Genomic DNA, 18,950 nt, shown 5'->3' with positions numbered 1-18,950 from the left:
CCGGAAGGAGGGGGAAAACGATCTGTAATATAAAGAAAGTACGATGAAAACACACCTGATTTTATTTCTTATAACACTGGCTGCTTCATTGACTGTCCGTGCTGATAAAGGGAATGAAACCTATTTTTTCCGGACCGTGAATTATCAGCAAGGACTCTCCAATAGTGCCGTATTAAGTATTTTCCAAGATAACGAAGGATTGATGTGGTTTGGAACGTATGACGGTGCGAATTGTTATGACGGAGAAAATATGGAAGTATTCCGCTCCGACTTTTCCGAGCAGAAAACATTGAACAACAATATTGTGCACTCTATTCAACAGGCGGATAGCAGTTGCCTGTGGATGACCACGCATTCGGGAGCCAACCGTTTTTCAAAAGACTCCCGACAGATTATTAGCAATTACGATTTCGGAGGAGACTTTGTCATTCATTCCAATCAGAAAGGGAATACCTGGGTGTTGGGCTACGGATGGATTTCTTATTATAATACGTTTCACCATCGTTTTGTTAACATTCCGATGCCGGACATCCATATGCTGAAAGTCGATGTCAGGGCGTTTGTCACTGATGAAGGCGATTTGTATCTTTTCCCCTATGAAAGCGGTGACCTGTATCGCTTTTCGTTGAATGCTTTTGATCAGGATACTCTGTCCACCCGGCTCACCACCATTCCTTCCCATTTTCATCAGAAGCGGATAGAATATGTATGCTACCAGAATGGCGTATTTTGCTTTTATGACTCCGACTACGATCTTTTCGTGTACGATATTTCAAGAAAGTCTAAGATTTATATCCGGAATATTGGTGAGTTGGTTCGGAAGTATGGGCTTATCACCGGCATTGTGCCTTTCTATGAAGACATCATTTTAGCTTTTCATACCAATGGACTGATGCGTTTGCGTCTTTCCCAGCGATATGCGGAAGAAGTGATTGACCGGAATATGCGGATTTTCGGCATCTATAATGATCCCCGGCAAGGAGTTTTGTGGGTGGGAACCGACGGGCAGGGAGCGGTGATGTATTCGCGGAAATACGCTATTGCTACCAATCTGATGTTGAGCAGCTTCTCTCCCAATTTGACTCGGCAGGTAAGGGCAATCATGACGGATAAACAGGGTGGCCTTTGGGTAGGAACCAAGGGAAACGGCCTGCTTCATGTGAAAAATTATCGTGACGGAGTGCGGGCATCCGATGTGGAGGTCTATTCGCTGAATGGGAAACAGCCTGCGGTATCTTACGTGAGGCCGGAACGGGAGTTGCGAATCTATGCTATGCGGGAGAGCAGTTATAGAAACGGATTCTGGGTGGGAGCCGCTTCTCCGGGCTTGTGCTATTATTCATTCGATAACGGACAACTTCATCCTTTGGTGGGAACTGATTCCGGAGTTCCGGTAGAGGGCGGTAATGAAGTACATTCCATCGTCGAAGAGAATGACAGTGTACTCTATCTTGCCACTTCGGGTGAAGGGCTTTGTAAGGTGGTGCTCGACAGCGGGCATGGACCGCTCCGGATAAAGTCATTGAAACATTATAAATTCTACTATGAGCAACAGGAGCTTAATCTCTATTATAGTATGGTGCCCCAAGGAGATTCCTTGTTGTGGCTGGGCAGTCAGCAGAGGGGATTGGTGCGTTTCAACCGGAAGACGGAAGAATATCAGGTCTTCTCTTTGAGCGAGATGTTGCACAAATCCGTGGATGATGTACTGTGTTTGCATTGGCGTCGTGGAGAGTTGTGGGTAGGCACTACTGCCGGTTTGGTGCGTGTCACTTTCAAGGAGAACAGGTTGGAAACCGTCCATATCGGGCGTAAGCAAGGATTGCTCAACGATATGATACACAGTATTTTGGAAGATGCCAACGGACTTCTCTGGCTGGGGACGAACCGCGGTCTTATCAAATTCAATCCGGACAATTTCTTTTCGCACGCTTATTATTATAGTGGCGGCATACAAATCGGAGAATTTAGCGACGATGCCTATTATCGCTGTCCTTACACTGGAAATCTTTTTTTCGGAGGAATCGACGGGCTGCTCTATATGAACAAGAATGTACCTTCCGCTCCAGAATATTACCCGGAGGTTTTATTGCGTAAGTTGGTGATTGAGAAAACATTCGTTAACTTACAGGACCACTATTTGCCGGACAGGAAAGGGTTGCAGATGAAAGGGGCGAAGGTGTCTTTTTCTCTTTCTTTTGTTGTGCCGGATTATACAAGTGACGGAGATGTGGAATACTCTTATATGCTCGAAGGGTATGATCAGGATTGGGGGGCATTCAGTAGTGTCAACGAGGCCTCTTATTTTAGTGTGCCTTCGGGCAATTATCTTTTTAAAGTCCGTTATAAGAAAGATGTATTTGCTACGGAATACAAGACGTTCACTATTCCTGTATATATTCTTCCTCCCTGGTATCGGACGGTTTATGCGTATATCATCTATCTGTTGATCGGACTTATGCTGGCGGTATATGTCATTCATTTATTCCACAAATATTTCCGTCATGAACGTATGATGCAGGAACTGCTGGAAACCGAACGCCGTAACGCTTCACTGGTGGTAGACGGTTACAAAGAACGCGAGGTACTTGATAACTGTACGCTCATTTACCAAGCCTGCGACCAACTGAATGACAAGACGCTTTCGTTGGATCAGTATGCTGATAAAGTCGGGCAGATCCGTGAGGCCGTCATGGCTTTGCTCTTCGGGTGCGGCATTGGCGACGAGTGTTTCCGGTTGTTGTCGTCCCTGCAATTCTTTGTTACGGGGCGACCGCCTCTTTCACAGTTGGCGGAAGAAGTGCTCCGGGTACTTGAAAAGGAAGGTCGTGATATTTCCTCTATCCATTTGGATATTCCGGCGGATTTCACTTTCCCTGTTTATAAGAATGCGTTGCGCTGCATCCTTTATTTCAGCGGTCTCTACCTATTGGACAGGAACACCTGTGAAGTGTCGGTTAGTATGAAAGAGGAAGAAAACAGGATGACGCTGACTTTCTTTTCTTCGGATGATACGGTGGAGGGACTGCATAAGATATTGACCGAGCAGGAATCATTGCCGGTGAAAGGGAAAGATTCGGACGACCGGTTCCGCATCCGGACGATGCAACGTTTTGTGTTTTCAGCGTTGAGACAGCAGAACTGTACACTTTGTTGTGTGACGGAGGAAATATCGGGTGGGCGCCGGCTGGCAATCACTTTCGAACCGGTTACTATCGCCCCGCAGGATGAGACGAAGAAAACTGTTTTGTTGCTGGAAGACCGTGAAGAGATTGTATGGCTTATCAGTGCCCTGCTCTCTGATGAATATGACGTTCGTCCGGTGCGAAGCGTACAGCTGGCGTTTGATGAGATGCATACTTCGGCTCCTGCTTTATTTTTGGTAGATATGCAGATGTATACGGATGCTGAAAGCACGTTTATGAAATACGTAGCCAAGAATCGTTCGCTGCTTTCAAAGACTGCCTTTATTCCAATGTTGACTTGGAAGGTTAGTACGGCAATGCAGCGGGAGTTGATCCAGTGGGCAGACTCTTATCTGGTTCTTCCTTATGACATACCGTTCTTAAAAGAGACTATTCAGAAGGTGATCTACGGTAAGCGGGAAGCTAAACAAGTGTATCTGGAAGAGTTGGAAGGCTGGACGAACTCCATTGTATGCACTACTACCGAGCAGGCGGATTTCGTCCGGAAGTTTTTGCAGGTGGTTGAGCGGAATTTGGATCGGGAGGATTTGGGTTCTACCTTTATCGCGGAACAGATGTTGATGAGTTCCCGTCAGTTCTGCCGGAAATTAAAGGAAATATCCGGAATGACTCCAAGTGATTTGATTAAAGATTACCGGATGGAAAAAGCTGCCCGTTTATTGCAGAATAGAGATTTGTCTATACAGGATGTTATTTCTGATGTCGGTATTTCCAGCCGCGCTTATTTCTATAAAGAGTTTACGCGTAAGTTTGGTGTGACTCCGAAGGTTTACAGGGAGACTTATCTGAATAAAGAGGAACAAATTTGACATTGTTTAAACATACTAATATCTGCAATTGAACATATTGGTGTGTGTAATAGCATATCCTGTGCTGAACTATGCTGTTTTTTTTGATACTAGGGGCTGTACTCTCTTTTTCTGAATTAATTGTGCACTTCGTTGATTATTAGTGTTTTGTTTAGTACTCTGAATGACATAATGTACTTCAAACGGACATTTTTTCCTTTCTTTAGTATTTGGCGTGCAGGAGTATTTCATTTCTTTTTAAATCCTGTTATTTTGCCGCCATGCAATTATTGCATTTGATAACCTTATTATTAATTTAAAACAAGTAGTATGAATTTGTTTGAAATGAAAAAACATCGCATCAGGTCTTTGTGGTTGCTGCTATTGTTGTTCACGTATAGTGTAACAATGCAGGCGCAGGGCAGTTCGGTCACAGGACGTATTTCGGATGAAAAAGGAGAAATGCTCATTGGAGTTAGTGTACAGGAAAAAGGGACGACGAACGGTACCATTACCGACACGAATGGTCAGTACACTTTAAAATTGTCAACAGGAAATCCTATTTTGGTTATCTCTTATATAGGATATAAACCACAGGAGGTTAAAGTTGGCAAACAGAAAGTGGTGGATATTGTTTTGGTAGAAGATGTATCGTCGCTGGATGAGGTGGTAGTGGTAGGTTACGGTAATCAGCGTAAGGTATCTGTTGTTGGCGCACAGTCTTCATTAGACGCTTCAGCTATCAAAATGCCTGCTGCCAAATTATCTTCAGCTATTTCCGGACGTATTGCCGGTGTAGTTGCTGTGCAACGTAGTGGTGAACCGGGACATGACGAGTCGGATATCTGGATTCGTGGTATTTCTACATTGGTTAAAAATGGGCAAAGTTCTAGTCCGTTGGTACTTGTGGACGGTGTGGAGCGTAGCTTCAATAATATTGATCCGGAAGATATTGAATCATTTACTGTGTTGAAAGATGCTTCTGCTACTGCCGTGTATGGTGTGCGTGGTGCTAATGGTGTGGTAATTGTAAAGACAAAACCCGGACGCATCAGTAAACCGACATTTAGCGTGGATTATTATGAAAGCCTCACCCGCATGACTAAAAAGGTGGATATGGCCGATGCTTATACTTACATGGAAGCACGCAACGAAGCGCAAATGAATAAGAATAATACCATTGCTTATTCTCAAGCGTATATCGATGCTACGAAAAAATCGAACGGCTTGCTACCGAATGATAATCCTCGTTTGTATAATCCGTATCTGTATCCGGCCGTAGATTGGGCAAACGAATTGTTTAACGATTGGGGCCACAATCGCCGTGCCAACATTAATATTCGTGGTGGTGCACCGAAGGCAAGCTATTATGCTTCATTGAGCTATTATGGCGAAAACGGTATGACACGTAACTTCAAGCTGGAGAATTATAATACGTCAATGAAGTATGAACGATACAACTTTACTTCAAACTTAAATTTGAAGCCTACAACAAAGACGGCTATTGACTTAGGATTTTTCGGCTATTTGGGACAAGGACACTATCCACAAAGCAGCGCTGCATCCTTATATGCCTCTTGTATGGATGTCAATCCGGTTATTTATCCGATGGTATTGCCCAATGGAATGATTCCGGGCATCAATACGCAACAGAAATTCAATCCTTATGGTAAGTTGGCTCGTGGAGGTTATTATGATGAATTCAGCACTCAGTTGAACTCAAATGTACGTGTAAAACAGGATTTGGACTTCTGGAAATGGAGCAAAGGACTTTCTGCTTCTGCAATGATAGCATTCGATACCTATAATTCCCGCCGCAGAAACTACAACCGTAGCGAACCAATGTATAAGTTTAAAGGAGCTACAGACGAAAATGGGCTTTGGATTGAAGATACCTTATTTGATGAAGAAACAGGGGAATATTTGTACGATGTATTGGGTGAAGCAGACGGAATCTTGACGCTTGACACTCCTACTCATTCGAGCAACCGCACCGTTTATACGGAGGCTTCTTTAAACTATGAACGCGATTTCGGTGCACATCGTGTAAGTGCTTTGTTGCTTTACAACCAGAAAATATACTGGGATTTAAATGCTTCCGATGTCATTGGCGGTATGGCTTACAAGCAGCGTGGTTTTGCCGGACGTGCTACTTATTCTTGGAATGACCGTTACTTTGCAGAATTCAATTTAGGTATTAATGGTTCGGAAAACTTCACTCCTGGTAATCGCTACGGTACTTTTCCCGCATTCGGTTTGGGGTGGGCAGTTTCTAATGAGCCATTTTGGGAATCGTTACGCAAATATATATCATTCTTGAAATTCCGTTATACACATGGTTGGGTAGGTAGTGATACAGCTACAGGACGTCGTTTTATGTATCAAGGTGTATTTGGAGGTTTACGTGGCACTTGGTTTGGTACTTCGCATAATGGTGCTAGCGGTTATGGCGAAGAAAAGTATGGTGTGAATGTCACTTGGTCTAAATCATGTAAGCAGGATTTGGGTATCGATCTGAAATTACTAAACGACAACCTTTCATTTGTAATTGACTTCTTTAAAGAACGTAGAGATAATATATTCTTACAGAGAAGTACTGTGCCAAGCTATGCCGGATGGATTGAGAATCCTTACGCCAACTTGGGTGTTGTAGAGAATAAGGGTGTTGAAATTGCGATGGACTATACGCAGAAGATTGGTAAAAACACCTTCCTTACCGTGCGTGGTAATATGACTTTCAACAAAGATAAAATTATAGAAAACGATCAGCCGCCTGTAGACTATCCATGGATGGAAACCCGTGGGACAAACGTGAACGCTATTTGGGGATACATTGCTGACGGACTGTTTACTAGCCAGGATGAGATTGATGACCACGCTACCCAGTTCGGTACGCTTCACGTGGGTGATGTTAAATATCGTGACTTGAATGACGATGGTGTGATTGACGATTACGATAAAACGGTAATTGGTCGTGGAGATGTACCGAGAATTTATTATGGATTCGGAGCAGATCTGCAAGTTGGAAACTTCTCTATCAGCGCTTTGTTCCAGGGAAATGCACAAGCTGACCGCTATTTGGACGGCATTTCTATAAAACCGTTCTGGGACGATGAAGGACGCGACAACGTATTTGCTAACATCACCGATCGTTGGAGAGCAGACAATCCTACCAATCAAGACGTGTTCTATCCTCGTTTGTCAGTCGGTAGCGACGGCAACAACAATAACGTGAAGCCAAGTTCATGGTGGGTGAAAGATGTCAGTTTCTTGCGTTTGAAACAAGTAAACATTTCATATACATTGCCTAAGAAGTGGACAGATCCGCTACTGATTAAGAACGCACAGATCTATCTGATGGGAACCAATCTGCTCACGTTCTCTAAGTTCAAATTGTGGGATCCGGAATTGAATACATCTAACGGTACGGCTTATCCTAACGTATCGAGCTATTCAATAGGTCTTAAGTTTAATTTTTAACCAAGTCTAAAAAGAAAAGTATGAAAACAGAAATAAGAAAATATGTTGCAGCAGCTTTGATTTGCTTGGGGATGTCGTCATGCAGCGATTTCTTTGAGTCTATTCCGGGCAAGCAGTTTGGATTGGAAGAGACGTTTGCTTCGAAACAACGCACAGAGCAATATCTGAATAATGTATACAGCTATATCCGTGAGGTGGGTGATGTGCTCCATGTGGACGCAAACATGAACGGAACTATCTTCACCGAAGCATCATTGGAAGGAGCCAACCGTTGGAACAAGACGTATGCGGAATGGACAACGGGGGGGGCAACTGCTTCGTATAGCCAGGCTAACCGCTACTTCACAGACTACTATCAAGCTATAGCCAAAGCAAGTACCTTCATTCAGAACGTAGACAAATGCCAGGAAGTAGGTGCTTCCGTACGTGGACGTTGGAAAGAAGAGGCGCGTGTGCTACGTGCTTACTATTACTTCGAGTTGTTTCGCATTTACGGTCCCATACCTTTGATTGGCGAAGATCCGATACCTTTGGATGCTTCAAAGGAAGAACTGATTAAGGTGCGCAACTCGGTAGACGAATGTGTAGAGTTTATCGCTAACGAATTGCAAAAGGCTATTGATTCAGGCGACTTGCCGAACAGAGTTTCCAAGAACAATTTGGGACGTATGGACGTAGGGATCTGCAAGGCTTTGAAAGCTAAGTTATATCTCTATTGGGCAAGCCCGCTGTTTAATGGAAACACAGATATGGCATCTGTCAAAAACTTAGATGGCAAACAGCTTTTCCCACAGACGGAAGACCTCACTAAGTGGAATAAAGCCAACGAAGCTTATAAAGAGTTCTTTAGCTTTGCTACTTCGCAGAATTATGGGCTGACAAAAGTATATACGGATGGTAAGCTCGACCCCTACAAGTCCTGTCGTGCTATTGCTGCTTTCTACACGAAGAACTATGATGTCATCTTCAACGAACTGATTATGGTCAAATTACGCGACCAATGGGACTACACTTATTGGACCTGTCCTAAGTTCTCCGGTTTCGAAGACACTAGTGTGAGCGGTGGTGGAGGCTATTATACTACACAAGAAACAGTGGATATGTTCTTTACGAAGAATGGACTGACAATAGACCGTGATCCCTCTTATAACAAGTTCGAAGGAGTACCTTCTGCTGGTAACTTTACTTCCGGACAGTATTATGACGAGAATGATACTGAATTGAAATATTTCGATGCAGACAATTCTTATGTATTGAAACAGTGGAAAGACCGTGAGGCACGTTTCTATGTAAATGTCACTTACAACGGTTCTATTTGGCTGAATCATGGTAGTCAAAACGAAGAACATCGTACCGACTTTACAAATGGTGCACGCGGAACCTGCGGTAAATCGAAAGCTTCCGGTGACTGTCCTGACTCTGGCTATCTAATCCGTAAAGGAGCAAAAGCTACGGAAGATGACGGTTCTAAAATGTTCTCTCCCACGCTTCGTGTGGCTGATATGATTTTAGGATATGCTGAAACACTCTGTATGTGTGACGACTTGGAAGGCGCACTATTGCAACTGAACCAGATTCGTGAGCGTGCCGGTATCCCCGAATACTCATTCACTAATGAGGGCGGAAAAGTGTTTTGTCCGAAGACAAAGAATGACTTGCTCAATCGTATCCGTCGCGAACGTATTGTGGAATTGGTGTTCGAGTGGAACCGCTTTTTCGACGTTCGCCGTTGGAAAGTGGCCGAAGGCAACAATGATCCCGATCACTGGATTTACCCCGAATATCACAAAGGTGGCGAGGGTGGCAATGTGTACGGTATGAATATGGATAAGGATTATCCAGACTTCTTTGCACGTACCTTGCTCGAAAACCGTGCTAACTTCTCAAAGAAACAATACTTCATGCCGATTCCTTATGATGACATCCGTCGTATTCCCGAATTGGTACAGAACTTAGGTTGGTAAATTTTATTGTTAAACACATTTTTAAGAAGTAATGAATACAAAATATTGGAAAAATATGGCATTGGGTCTTTTGGTGTCGTTGGTCGTGAGCGGCTGCTATGGCGAGGAAGACGGATATCAGATTCCCGACATTTATAAAGGAAGCTGGGAAAGCCCGAAAAATGGAGCTACGGTAGTAGGTTATGCACCTGCTCCGATTTCCGAGGCAAAGTATGATGCTTATCTGAACGAACTTTACATCACTTGGGACGGTGGCAACGATGCGTGGGAGAAGAAAAACGAGTATGTGGGAGCCGAAGTAGAGTTTGCTTCCTTGCTCACTGAAACGAAAGTGAAACGCGTGATGATTTCCAACATAGGCGATTTCGGTAACCTGACCGTGAAGAGAGACAACGGACTGCCGAATGCTACGCTGAACTTGAGTCGTTTCCGTACAGTAGTGGTTACTACCAAACATGGTGCACGTGATTGCCGTTTCCGCTCTATTTACGTAGACGAAGCAGGAAACAAACAATACAGCGACTGGACAAGCTTGAGTGAACACCTTGCCAATGCAGAGATGACGCTGAACATGGACTATATGGCTTGGAAAGAGTTTCGAGAGCGTCAGAGCAATCCGCTGAAAATACATTTTGAAAGTAACTCGGATTTACGTACAGTAGAATGGCTGTACAACAGATATAGTGGCGCAGACGCAACGCAGGAAGAGTTCCGTAAATGGTATTATATGGACTGTGCTACCATGTCGTTCGAGCCTCACAACATTGCTTGTGACCCTTACGAAAATTTGACTTTCATGATTAAGAAAGAACAGACTGGAGGTGCTTATGCCTTCGATTATCCGAACCACAACGAAGGACGTGGTATTGTTTACCCGGCATCAGAAAGCAATATGGGAAGTGATGCTTGGTGGTTATTGCCCGATATGCAGGCAGTAGTGATGCACGAAATGGGTCATTGCGTAGAATGGATGCCCCACAAAGGACATTATGAGAAGAAGGGGGAAGACTGCGACAAACAGGGATATCAGGAAGGATGGCCGGATGCAGTGAAAATCTCCAACGGCGGATTCTTCGGACTTGCCACGGAAGGTCAGATTAATGAATATAAAGCTGCGATTGAAAAACCGTATAAAGATCCACAGGATAACAAGGTTTATGTTTGGCAGATTGATTATAACACCTCTGGTGCTTTCATGAGCTGGTTGCGAATTTATAACGGTGACTTTGTGCGCATGTTGCCGTGGACTGTAAAAATGGATGCACTGACTAACGACTGGAGTTTGGAGTATGCAGTGAAATATATCCTGAAAGAAAGCTATCCTGACATGTCTATGGAAGACTTATGGAATGAATATGTAGCTGAAGTAAAGAAATTCTTGAACAATCATCAATAAACATAAACATGAATAAATTATCATATATATACGGTGTGTTGTGTATGTTCCTCTTATGGGGATGTAATACAATTGATTTGAGTGACGTAGGATATGGCGAGAGTGATCGGTTGAAGTCATCGGATGTGAAAGAAGTACTTTATAATGCTTCAGAGGGTTGTTGGATAACTGAATGTGAGGGACGTGAATTCTTCTTTCAGTTTAGCAAGGATGGAACGGTAATTCTTGATTCCGATTTCTTGGAACAAGCAATAGAAGTGAAGACTACTTTTGCAACAAGTGGTAAAGCGGTAGAGTTGACCATTGATAAATGTAATGTTCATTTTCAAAACTTAAGTTCGGAATATGTGGATACGAAATTTATGATCACTGAAGTTCCGGCAGTAGACGCTACTAGAGCAGAGGAAAGCACTAAACTGATATTGGTCGGTGTGGCTACCGGCAGAAAGATGGAGTTGCATACGGTGGCGAAAAGTTATATAGAGACTAAAGTGGCACCTAAAGCGGAGTTTACAGAATTATTTGCCAAGAACCTATTGGATAATCAAGTGATTTGTGATGCTTCCGGCAATCTGATTGGCTATTATAGTTTGGCATTGGCTGGTGTTTCAGATATTTCTGTAAAGATTGTTACGCTTGAAAATAAGAGTGGAAATGATGTGAACGGGCATACACAATATTACGAATCAATGCTGGTAAAAGAGGGAAAAGTATTTAAATTGGAAACTCCGGTGGAAGGAATCAAGGCATTGGATGGAAACACTTATGCGTTCAAAGCCATAGATTGTAGTGGCGAAACGGTGGCTGTTGAAGGAATGTCCGGTGTGACATTCATTTCCAACAAGGATGCTGTAACTGATTTTGATTATGTGACGGCAGGCAAAGAATTTTCATTCTGTAAGGAGCAGAATAAGGGTGCTGCCTGTGATGAAATCTGGGAATGCACGAAAGGTTCTTTCACAGATGGCGGTACTATAGCGGACATCAACCTAATGAAATATGACTATGGATGGAAAAATGCGGATTGCACGCAGCGTCCGTTGGTTATTTGGTCGTGGTGGTTTGCGAACCTTGCTTTTAGAAGTAGCGAGCCGGGAGCTAATATCCGAATGAATAATGTTGATAAGGATTGGATACATTTCACCAATTTGTCGGGTGAAGGTGAAACTTGCGGTGGTGGAGCGATGAACCCCAATCAAGTAAAAGATATGAATGCATACACCAAACCCTTGTTGGATACTTGGTTCAATGAGAAAGGACTGTTTGTGATTCGTTACGACCGCTTGAATGTAGCTGGTGATAATAAATTCTACATTTACTTGTTGTGTCCGGATACAGGTGCTACCGAGAACGGCGGTATGTGGATGAAGATGCAGAGAAAGGAAGAATAATAAAACCTACTTTTTAGATTGTGAGAACAACGAAATACATACTTTGTCTTATTGTTTTTACCGCCCTCTGCGGGAATGGTGTAGGAATGGCAGCCGATAAACATTTGTCTCGCTATGTCAATCCGTTCATCGGAGCAAGTACCAGTATGGAATTGGCCGGAAGTTATCATGGATTGGGAAAGACTTTTCCGGGAGCAACCACCCCTTTTGGGGTGGTTCAGGTAAGTCCACAGACGATAACTGGAGGCGACCACGCACCGGGTTATAGCGACGAACATCGAACGATAGAGGGGTTTGCCTTTACGCAAATGAGCGGAGTGGGTTGGTATGGTGACTTGGGCAATTTGCTGACCATGCCTACTACTGGTAGGTTCCAGGTCATTGCCGGTCGCGAAGACGGCTCCATACAGGGGTATCGCTCTGCTTACGATAAAGCGACGGAAAAGGCTTCGGCTGGATACTACAGCGTGGCTTTGACCGACTATAATATTAAAGTGGAAACTACAGCCGCTCCGCATTGCGGTATGCTTCGGTTCACTTATCCTGAACATAATCAGTCGCGCATACAGATAGATTTGGCGCGGCGTGTGGGTGGTACTTCTGTGGCTCAATATGTACTGGTAAAAGATGAACACACCATCTGCGGATGGATGAAGTGTACACCCGAAGGAGGTGGTTGGGGTAATGGCTGGGGACAAGCCAACTACACCGTTTACTTTTATGTCGTGTTCAGCAAACCGCTGCGGGACTACGGTTTTTGGAGTGCTGACATCCCCGATGGATGGAGCCGCAGAAACGGCGATGTGGTGAGCGTGCCTTATCTGACACAAGTGTCGAAAGCTGTCGTTACCAAAGGCGGGCGTGAGATGGAAGGCAAGCACATCGGCTTCTTTACGGAGTTTATTACACAGGCAGGCGAGGAAGTGACGATGAAGGTAGGTATTTCGTTTGTTGATATGGACGGTGCGGAACGCAATTACCGCAGTGAAATAGCCCAAAAGGACTTTAATCAAGTGCGCAAAGAAGCTGTGGCAAGTTGGGACCGTCAGCTTTCGCGAATGGAAGTGAAAGGGGGAAGTGAAGATGAAAAGACAATATTCTATACGTCCCTCTATCATACCATGATTGATCCTCGTATTATAGCTGATGTAGATGGACGTTATACGGGAGGAGATGGAAAGATACATCGCAGTAAAAGCTTTGCCAAACGTACAATATTCAGCGGTTGGGATGTATTCCGTAGCCAATTCCCTCTTCAGACTATTATCAACCCGCGCATGGTGAACGATGAAATCAACTCGTTGGTGTCATTGGCCGAAGAGAGTGGACATGAATATTACGACCGTTGGGAGTTTCTGAATGCTTATAGCGGTTGTATGATTGGCAATCCGGCGATATCTGTATTGACGGATGCCTATCTGAAAGGTATCTGTCAATACGATGTGGAAAAGGCCTACCGTTATGCCTGCAACACCGCCGAACGTTTCGGCAATGGTGAGCGAGGATACTCGGTGATGAGCGTGTCGAAAACGCTGGAGTATGCTTACTTTGACTGGTGTCTTTCGCAGTTGGCAAAGGCTTTGGGATATGAGGCAGATGCGGCATTTTACGAAAAACGGGGGCAGAATTATCGCAATACGTTCAATCCGGAAGTGGGATGGTTTTACCCGCGTCAGGAAGACGGTGCATACGCCCCTTGGCGTGACGATGCGCGCACAGCCTACAGTTTCGGCTGCGAAGAGTCTAACTTGTATCAGCAGGGCTGGTTTGTTCCGCATGACGTTGATGGCATGGTGCAGCTCATGGGCGGCAAGGAGAAGGCATTGGCAGAGCTGACTGCGTTTTTCGACAAGACTCCCGAGAGTATTCGCTGGAATGATTACTATAATCATGCCAACGAACCGGTGCATCTCGTACCTTTCCTGTTCAACCGCTTAAATGTTCCTTGGTTGACGCAGAAATGGACACGTCACATCTGTGAGAATGCCTACCGCAACTCGGTAGAAGGAATGGTGGGCAATGAGGATGTGGGACAGATGTCGGCGTGGTATGTATTGGCAGCAACAGGCATACATCCCTCTTGTCCGGCGACAACGCGCTACGAAATCACTAGTCCCGTGTTCGACGAAGTGCGTATCCGGCTCGATAGTACTTACTTCAAAGGAAAAGAGTTTGTTGTCCGGACCCGCAACAATTCGAAGACGAACTGCTACATACAGCGTGCCCGTTTGAACGGTAAGGAGTATAATAAATGTTACATTGATTTTAAAGATATTGTAGCGGGCGGAACGCTCGAACTGATAATGGGAGATACGCCCGGATTTTTTTTAAATAGCTAAATAACCGATAACAAATTATTAATGTATAACTACAAAAAACAATGAGAGTCATGAAAAAACTTTTCGTACTTATCTATTTGTGTATGGTTGCAGCACTGCATACCAATGCTCAAACCAAATCACTACACCAATTACAACAGGAGTTTGTAGATCTTCGTTGTGGTATGTTCATTCACTTTAACATGCCTACTTTCTTCAATGAAGATTGGCCGGATCCGGATGCTTCTCCTGAGCTTTTCAACCCTAAAAAAATGGATTGCAAACAATGGGCAAAAGCTGCAAAATCAGCTGATATGACTTATGGCTGTTTGACCACTAAGCACCATAGTGGTTTCTGTATCTGGGATACAAAAACTACTGATTACAGTGTAATGAGCAGTCCTTTCAAACGCGATGTAGTGAAAGAATATGCAGATGCGTTCCGTGCCGAAGGGCTTGGAGTGATGCTTTACTATTCTATTCTTGACACGCATGCTCGTTTGCGTCCAAAATGTATCACGCCGAAGCATATTGAGATGATTAAAGAGCAGCTTCGCGAGCTTTTGACAAACTACGGTGAAATCAAAGCAGTGATTATTGATGGTTGGGATGCTCCTTGGTCACGCATCTCTTACGATGATGTTCCTTTTGAAGATATTTATCGTTTGATTAAGTCTATTCAACCTAATTGTCTGGTGATGGACTTGAATGCTGCAAAATATCCTACTGAAGCTCTGTTCTATACTGATATCAAGTCATATGAACAAGGAGCCGGACAGCATATCTCAAAAGATACAAACCGCTTGCCTGCATTGTCTTGTTTGCCGTTGCAACAGAATTGGTTCTGGAAAGAAAGCTTCCCGACAACTCCGGTGAAATCTCCTGCACAAATGGTAAATGATAATATTATTCCGATGGGAAAAGCTTATTGTAACTTTATCCTGAACGTGGCTCCCAACAGAGATGGGTTAATAGATGCTAATGCTCTGAAAGCATTGAAGGAGATTGGAAAACTCTGGAAGAATGATGGACATATTGCCGATGTTCCTCAAGCGGATAGTCCCATTATTTCTTCCAATATAGCTAAATATCAACCGGCAGAAGGTACATGGAGTAATGATTATGCTATCATGGATTTTGCTAATGATGATGATTTTGGTTCTTGCTGGAATTGTAATCAAGCTGTAGATGCTCCTTGGTATTTGGTTACGTTTGAGCGTGAGAAGCCTTTCAATATGATTGTTATTACTGATCGTAATAATGACCGTTTGCAGGAATATAGTCTTGAATATCGTACGGGTAATACTTGGAAAACATTGTTTGAAGGTAAGGCTCCTACTTCTCAACGTGTGAAAATTCACCGTTTTGACACTGTATGGGGAGATGCGGTCCGTATGAAAGTGCAGAAATCGAATGGGACTACTTCAATTGCCGAATTTGGTGTATATTGCGAACGAAAGTAATTTCGTTACATCAGATATTGTTTGAAGTTTAAATTGAATAGAGGGTTTCTTCTGTCTCTGATGCATGATTGTTGCGGCCTGACAGCTCCGGGAATCATGTATCAGACAGGGGAAATAATAGTGAAAGATTTATTTATTAATGTATAATCAGTAAGCATATTTATTTATGGCTATATTACGATTACCATCTCTTCTTATTGCATTATTCTCTGTTTGTGCGATGTATGCTTCTCCATATAATATAGCACCGCAAAGCCGGGTAAGTGCATCTTCTGTACTTGATGAATTTCACAAAGCGGAAAATGTGACCGATCAACTGATTCGTATCGCAGGAAAGGGGGAATGGGCTTCTAAAAGTACAGAAACTTTCTGGGGGGCAATAGACTATCCTTGGATTCAATTGGATTGGGAACAAGAGGTATGTATTGATAAGGTGGTATTGTATGATCGAGCGGATGAGAAAACACATACAGCAAGCGGCATTCTTCACTTCAGTGATGGTAGTCGTATTAATGTTTGGGAAATCGCTAATGACGGCAGGCCTAAAGTTGTAACATTTCCGGCACGGAAAACTCGTTGGCTTCGTTTTGAAGTGACCGATGGAGACGGAGAACATCTTGGTTTGTCTGAAATAGAAGTTTATCCGGCTCCTGAAGATTATAAGGACTATGTTTCTTGGGTGGATCCTTACATTGAATCGGCTCGCGGACGGTATTTTTTCTTTATCACAGGTAACCAACCCTTTGGCATGATCGGGGCTGCACCTTTAACACGTAATAAAAATCAATATGGTGGGGGATATAATTATAATTCCACAGAAGTATTGGGATTTCCGCAAGTGCATTGTTGGATGTTGTCGGGACTTACTCTCATGCCAACAACCGGACAGGTTGACCCGACATTGGGAGAGCAGCATTGGAAATCGCCGTTTAGCCATGAAGGGGAGATCGTTCAGCCGGGATATCATCGTCTTTATCTGGAAAAATATGATACATGGGTAGAACAAACAGCAACAGATTATGCTAGCTTTTACAGGCTGACATATACTAAGGATTGTGAAGCGGAAATCTTACTTAATTTAGGTGGATATGTAGGGACATCTACTATGGTCAATGCACAGGTAAAACGTAGCGGCCCAAATGAAATCAGCGGTTCTTTTGATACGATGGGGCGGTTATGGGGAGGTCCTGATGTGGTCAGGATATTTTTTGTTGCTGAATTTGACCGACCATTTAATGTGTTGGACGGATGGGCCGGAGCTGATTATAAGCATGATGTGTATGAAATACAAGGTACTACCGACAGCAAACCGCAAGCTGCAGGGTGGTCTTATTATGATGCGTCTACATCAGGTGTTTCTGCCAAATATAAAATGGAGGCAGGAGATAGGTTGCAGATTAAAATGGCTATTTCTTATGTCAGTGTAAATAATGCGAAAGAGAATCTGAAGCAAAGCTGTAATCATTGGAATTTCGATCGTATATGTCGGGAATCACAGACGGAATGGAATGAATGGTTAGGTAGGATAGATGTAAAAGGAGGAACTGATGTACAGAAAAGGAAGTTTTATACAGATTTGTGGCATACGCTTTTAGGGCGTCACAAAATAGATGACTTTAACGGCGAATATCCGGATTATACACAAGGTGTGCGTCAGGGAGCACATACTTTACAGGCACGAATGATTGTGAAGCAGCTCCGGAAAGATAAGAACGGACAATCGGTACATCATATGTATAATTCTGACGCTTTTTGGTTGACTCAATGGAATCTGAATACACTTTGGGGGATCGCTTATCCATCTGTATTGGATGATTTTGCAGCTTCCCTGATCGAATATGATTTGAATGGCGATTTGTTGCCTCGCGGTCCTTGTGCCGGCGGATATTCTTACATCATGAGCGGATGTCCTGCCACATCGCTTATCACAAGTGCATATCAGAGGAATATTATTCATAAATGGTCGCCTAAAGCCGGTTATAAAGCGATGAAAAAGAATCATGCTAAAGGTGGTATGTTAGCGTTGGACATGAATAAAGAATTGGACTTTTATGTTCAATATGGTTATTGTCCGGACAATGCGGGGCTGACTATACAATGGGCATTCGAAGATTGGGCTTTGAGCGAAATGGCTGCTCGTATGGGAATGAAGAAAGATTATACTTATTATCGTAAACGTTCATCAGGATGGCCGGCTTCTTTTAACAATGAAAAAAAATTAATCTTGCCGCGGCGCAAAGACGGCAGTTGGTTACATACTGACTTGACGAGCGGTGTCGGATATATAGAAGCTAATGCATGGCAGGCCACTTTCGGCCTTTCGCATGACATTCCTCGACTGGCAGAGTTGATGGGAGGGAATGACAGCTTATGTTCTTTACTGAATGATGCTTTTGAGCAATCGGCCCCTATGGATTTTGTATATGGCTATGGAAGTGGAACCGTCAGTTATGCCAACCAGCCGGGATGTTCTAATGCCCATGTTTTTTCCCATGCCGGAAAGCCGTGGATGACGCAATATTGGGTGCGTAGGGTGAAGGAACAAGCTTACGGAGCTGTTACTCCGGATAAGGGTTATGGTGGTCACGATGAAGATCAGGGACAGATGGGAGGCATAGGAGTATTGATGGCAGTGGGATTATTCAGTCTTGACGGAGGTTCCCGGCAAAATCCGATGTATGATATTACTAGTCCTGTTTTTGACGAAGTGACTATACAACTGGATACTGCATATTACAAGGGGAGAACTTTCAAAATCAAGACATACAATAATTCTTCAAAGAATTGTTATATACAGCGTGCTCGGTTGAATGGTAAAGAATATAATTCTTATCAACTTCCTCATATGGTGTTGGAACAAGGTGGTGTACTTGAATTGTGGTTGGGGGATACACCCAATATGCAATGGGGGATATTGTAGTGAAATATTGATGGAATTTGTTTA

8 protein-coding genes are annotated in these 18,950 nt (G+C 43.6%); all 8 read left to right on the top strand.

Annotation, left to right across the window (positions count from 1 at the left end; translation table 11 throughout):
• Positions 1-43 precede the first annotated feature (43 nt).
• Positions 44-4,015 (top strand): two-component regulator propeller domain-containing protein, encoded by a 3,972-nt coding sequence (locus tag AAHJ11_RS07030; RefSeq protein ID WP_195648598.1) that lies wholly within the window; start codon positions 44-46, stop codon positions 4,013-4,015.
• Between the two features lie 309 nt (positions 4,016-4,324).
• The gene (locus tag AAHJ11_RS07025) at positions 4,325-7,474 is read left to right on the top strand and encodes a SusC/RagA family TonB-linked outer membrane protein (RefSeq protein ID WP_148366495.1); all 3,150 of its coding nucleotides are present in this window, start codon (positions 4,325-4,327) and stop codon (positions 7,472-7,474) included.
• A gap of 20 nt (positions 7,475-7,494) precedes the next feature.
• Complete coding sequence (locus AAHJ11_RS07020; protein WP_320975274.1) at positions 7,495-9,438, top strand: RagB/SusD family nutrient uptake outer membrane protein; 1,944 nt, start codon at positions 7,495-7,497, stop codon at positions 9,436-9,438.
• Between the two features lie 31 nt (positions 9,439-9,469).
• Positions 9,470-10,834, top strand: a complete 1,365-nt coding sequence (locus AAHJ11_RS07015) for a hypothetical protein (RefSeq protein WP_258979468.1) — start codon at positions 9,470-9,472, stop codon at positions 10,832-10,834.
• Between the two features lie 8 nt (positions 10,835-10,842).
• Complete coding sequence (locus AAHJ11_RS07010) at positions 10,843-12,225, top strand: hypothetical protein (protein WP_148366493.1); 1,383 nt, start codon at positions 10,843-10,845, stop codon at positions 12,223-12,225.
• Between the two features lie 20 nt (positions 12,226-12,245).
• Positions 12,246-14,564, top strand: a complete 2,319-nt coding sequence (locus tag AAHJ11_RS07005) for a GH92 family glycosyl hydrolase (RefSeq protein WP_298045010.1) — start codon at positions 12,246-12,248, stop codon at positions 14,562-14,564.
• Positions 14,565-14,614: 50 nt separating this feature from the next.
• Positions 14,615-16,006 (top strand): alpha-L-fucosidase, encoded by a 1,392-nt coding sequence (locus AAHJ11_RS07000; RefSeq protein WP_320975272.1) that lies wholly within the window; start codon positions 14,615-14,617, stop codon positions 16,004-16,006.
• 166 nt (positions 16,007-16,172) lie between these two features.
• The gene (locus AAHJ11_RS06995) at positions 16,173-18,926 is read left to right on the top strand and encodes a GH92 family glycosyl hydrolase (protein ID WP_148366491.1); all 2,754 of its coding nucleotides are present in this window, start codon (positions 16,173-16,175) and stop codon (positions 18,924-18,926) included.
• Positions 18,927-18,950 lie beyond the last annotated feature (24 nt).

Origin of the sequence: Bacteroides sp. 90-K9/2 (genome assembly GCF_047310725.1) — a bacterium.
Classification (GTDB): domain Bacteria; phylum Bacteroidota; class Bacteroidia; order Bacteroidales; family Bacteroidaceae; genus Bacteroides; species Bacteroides vicugnae.
This window is presented reverse-complemented; position numbering and strand designations above follow the sequence as displayed.

Excerpts from the sequence above, each read along its gene's own strand:
- AAHJ11_RS07025 (WP_148366495.1), top strand. The coding sequence starts at position 4,325 with ATGAATTTGTTTGAAATGAAAAAACATCGCATCAGGTCTTTGTGGTTG.
- AAHJ11_RS07015 (WP_258979468.1), top strand. The coding sequence starts at position 9,470 with ATGAATACAAAATATTGGAAAAATATGGCATTGGGTCTTTTGGTGTCG.
- AAHJ11_RS07000 (WP_320975272.1), top strand. The coding sequence starts at position 14,615 with ATGAAAAAACTTTTCGTACTTATCTATTTGTGTATGGTTGCAGCACTG.
- AAHJ11_RS06995 (WP_148366491.1), top strand. The coding sequence starts at position 16,173 with ATGGCTATATTACGATTACCATCTCTTCTTATTGCATTATTCTCTGTT.
- AAHJ11_RS07030 (WP_195648598.1), top strand. The coding sequence starts at position 44 with ATGAAAACACACCTGATTTTATTTCTTATAACACTGGCTGCTTCATTG.
- AAHJ11_RS07020 (WP_320975274.1), top strand. The coding sequence starts at position 7,495 with ATGAAAACAGAAATAAGAAAATATGTTGCAGCAGCTTTGATTTGCTTG.
- AAHJ11_RS07010 (WP_148366493.1), top strand. The coding sequence starts at position 10,843 with ATGAATAAATTATCATATATATACGGTGTGTTGTGTATGTTCCTCTTA.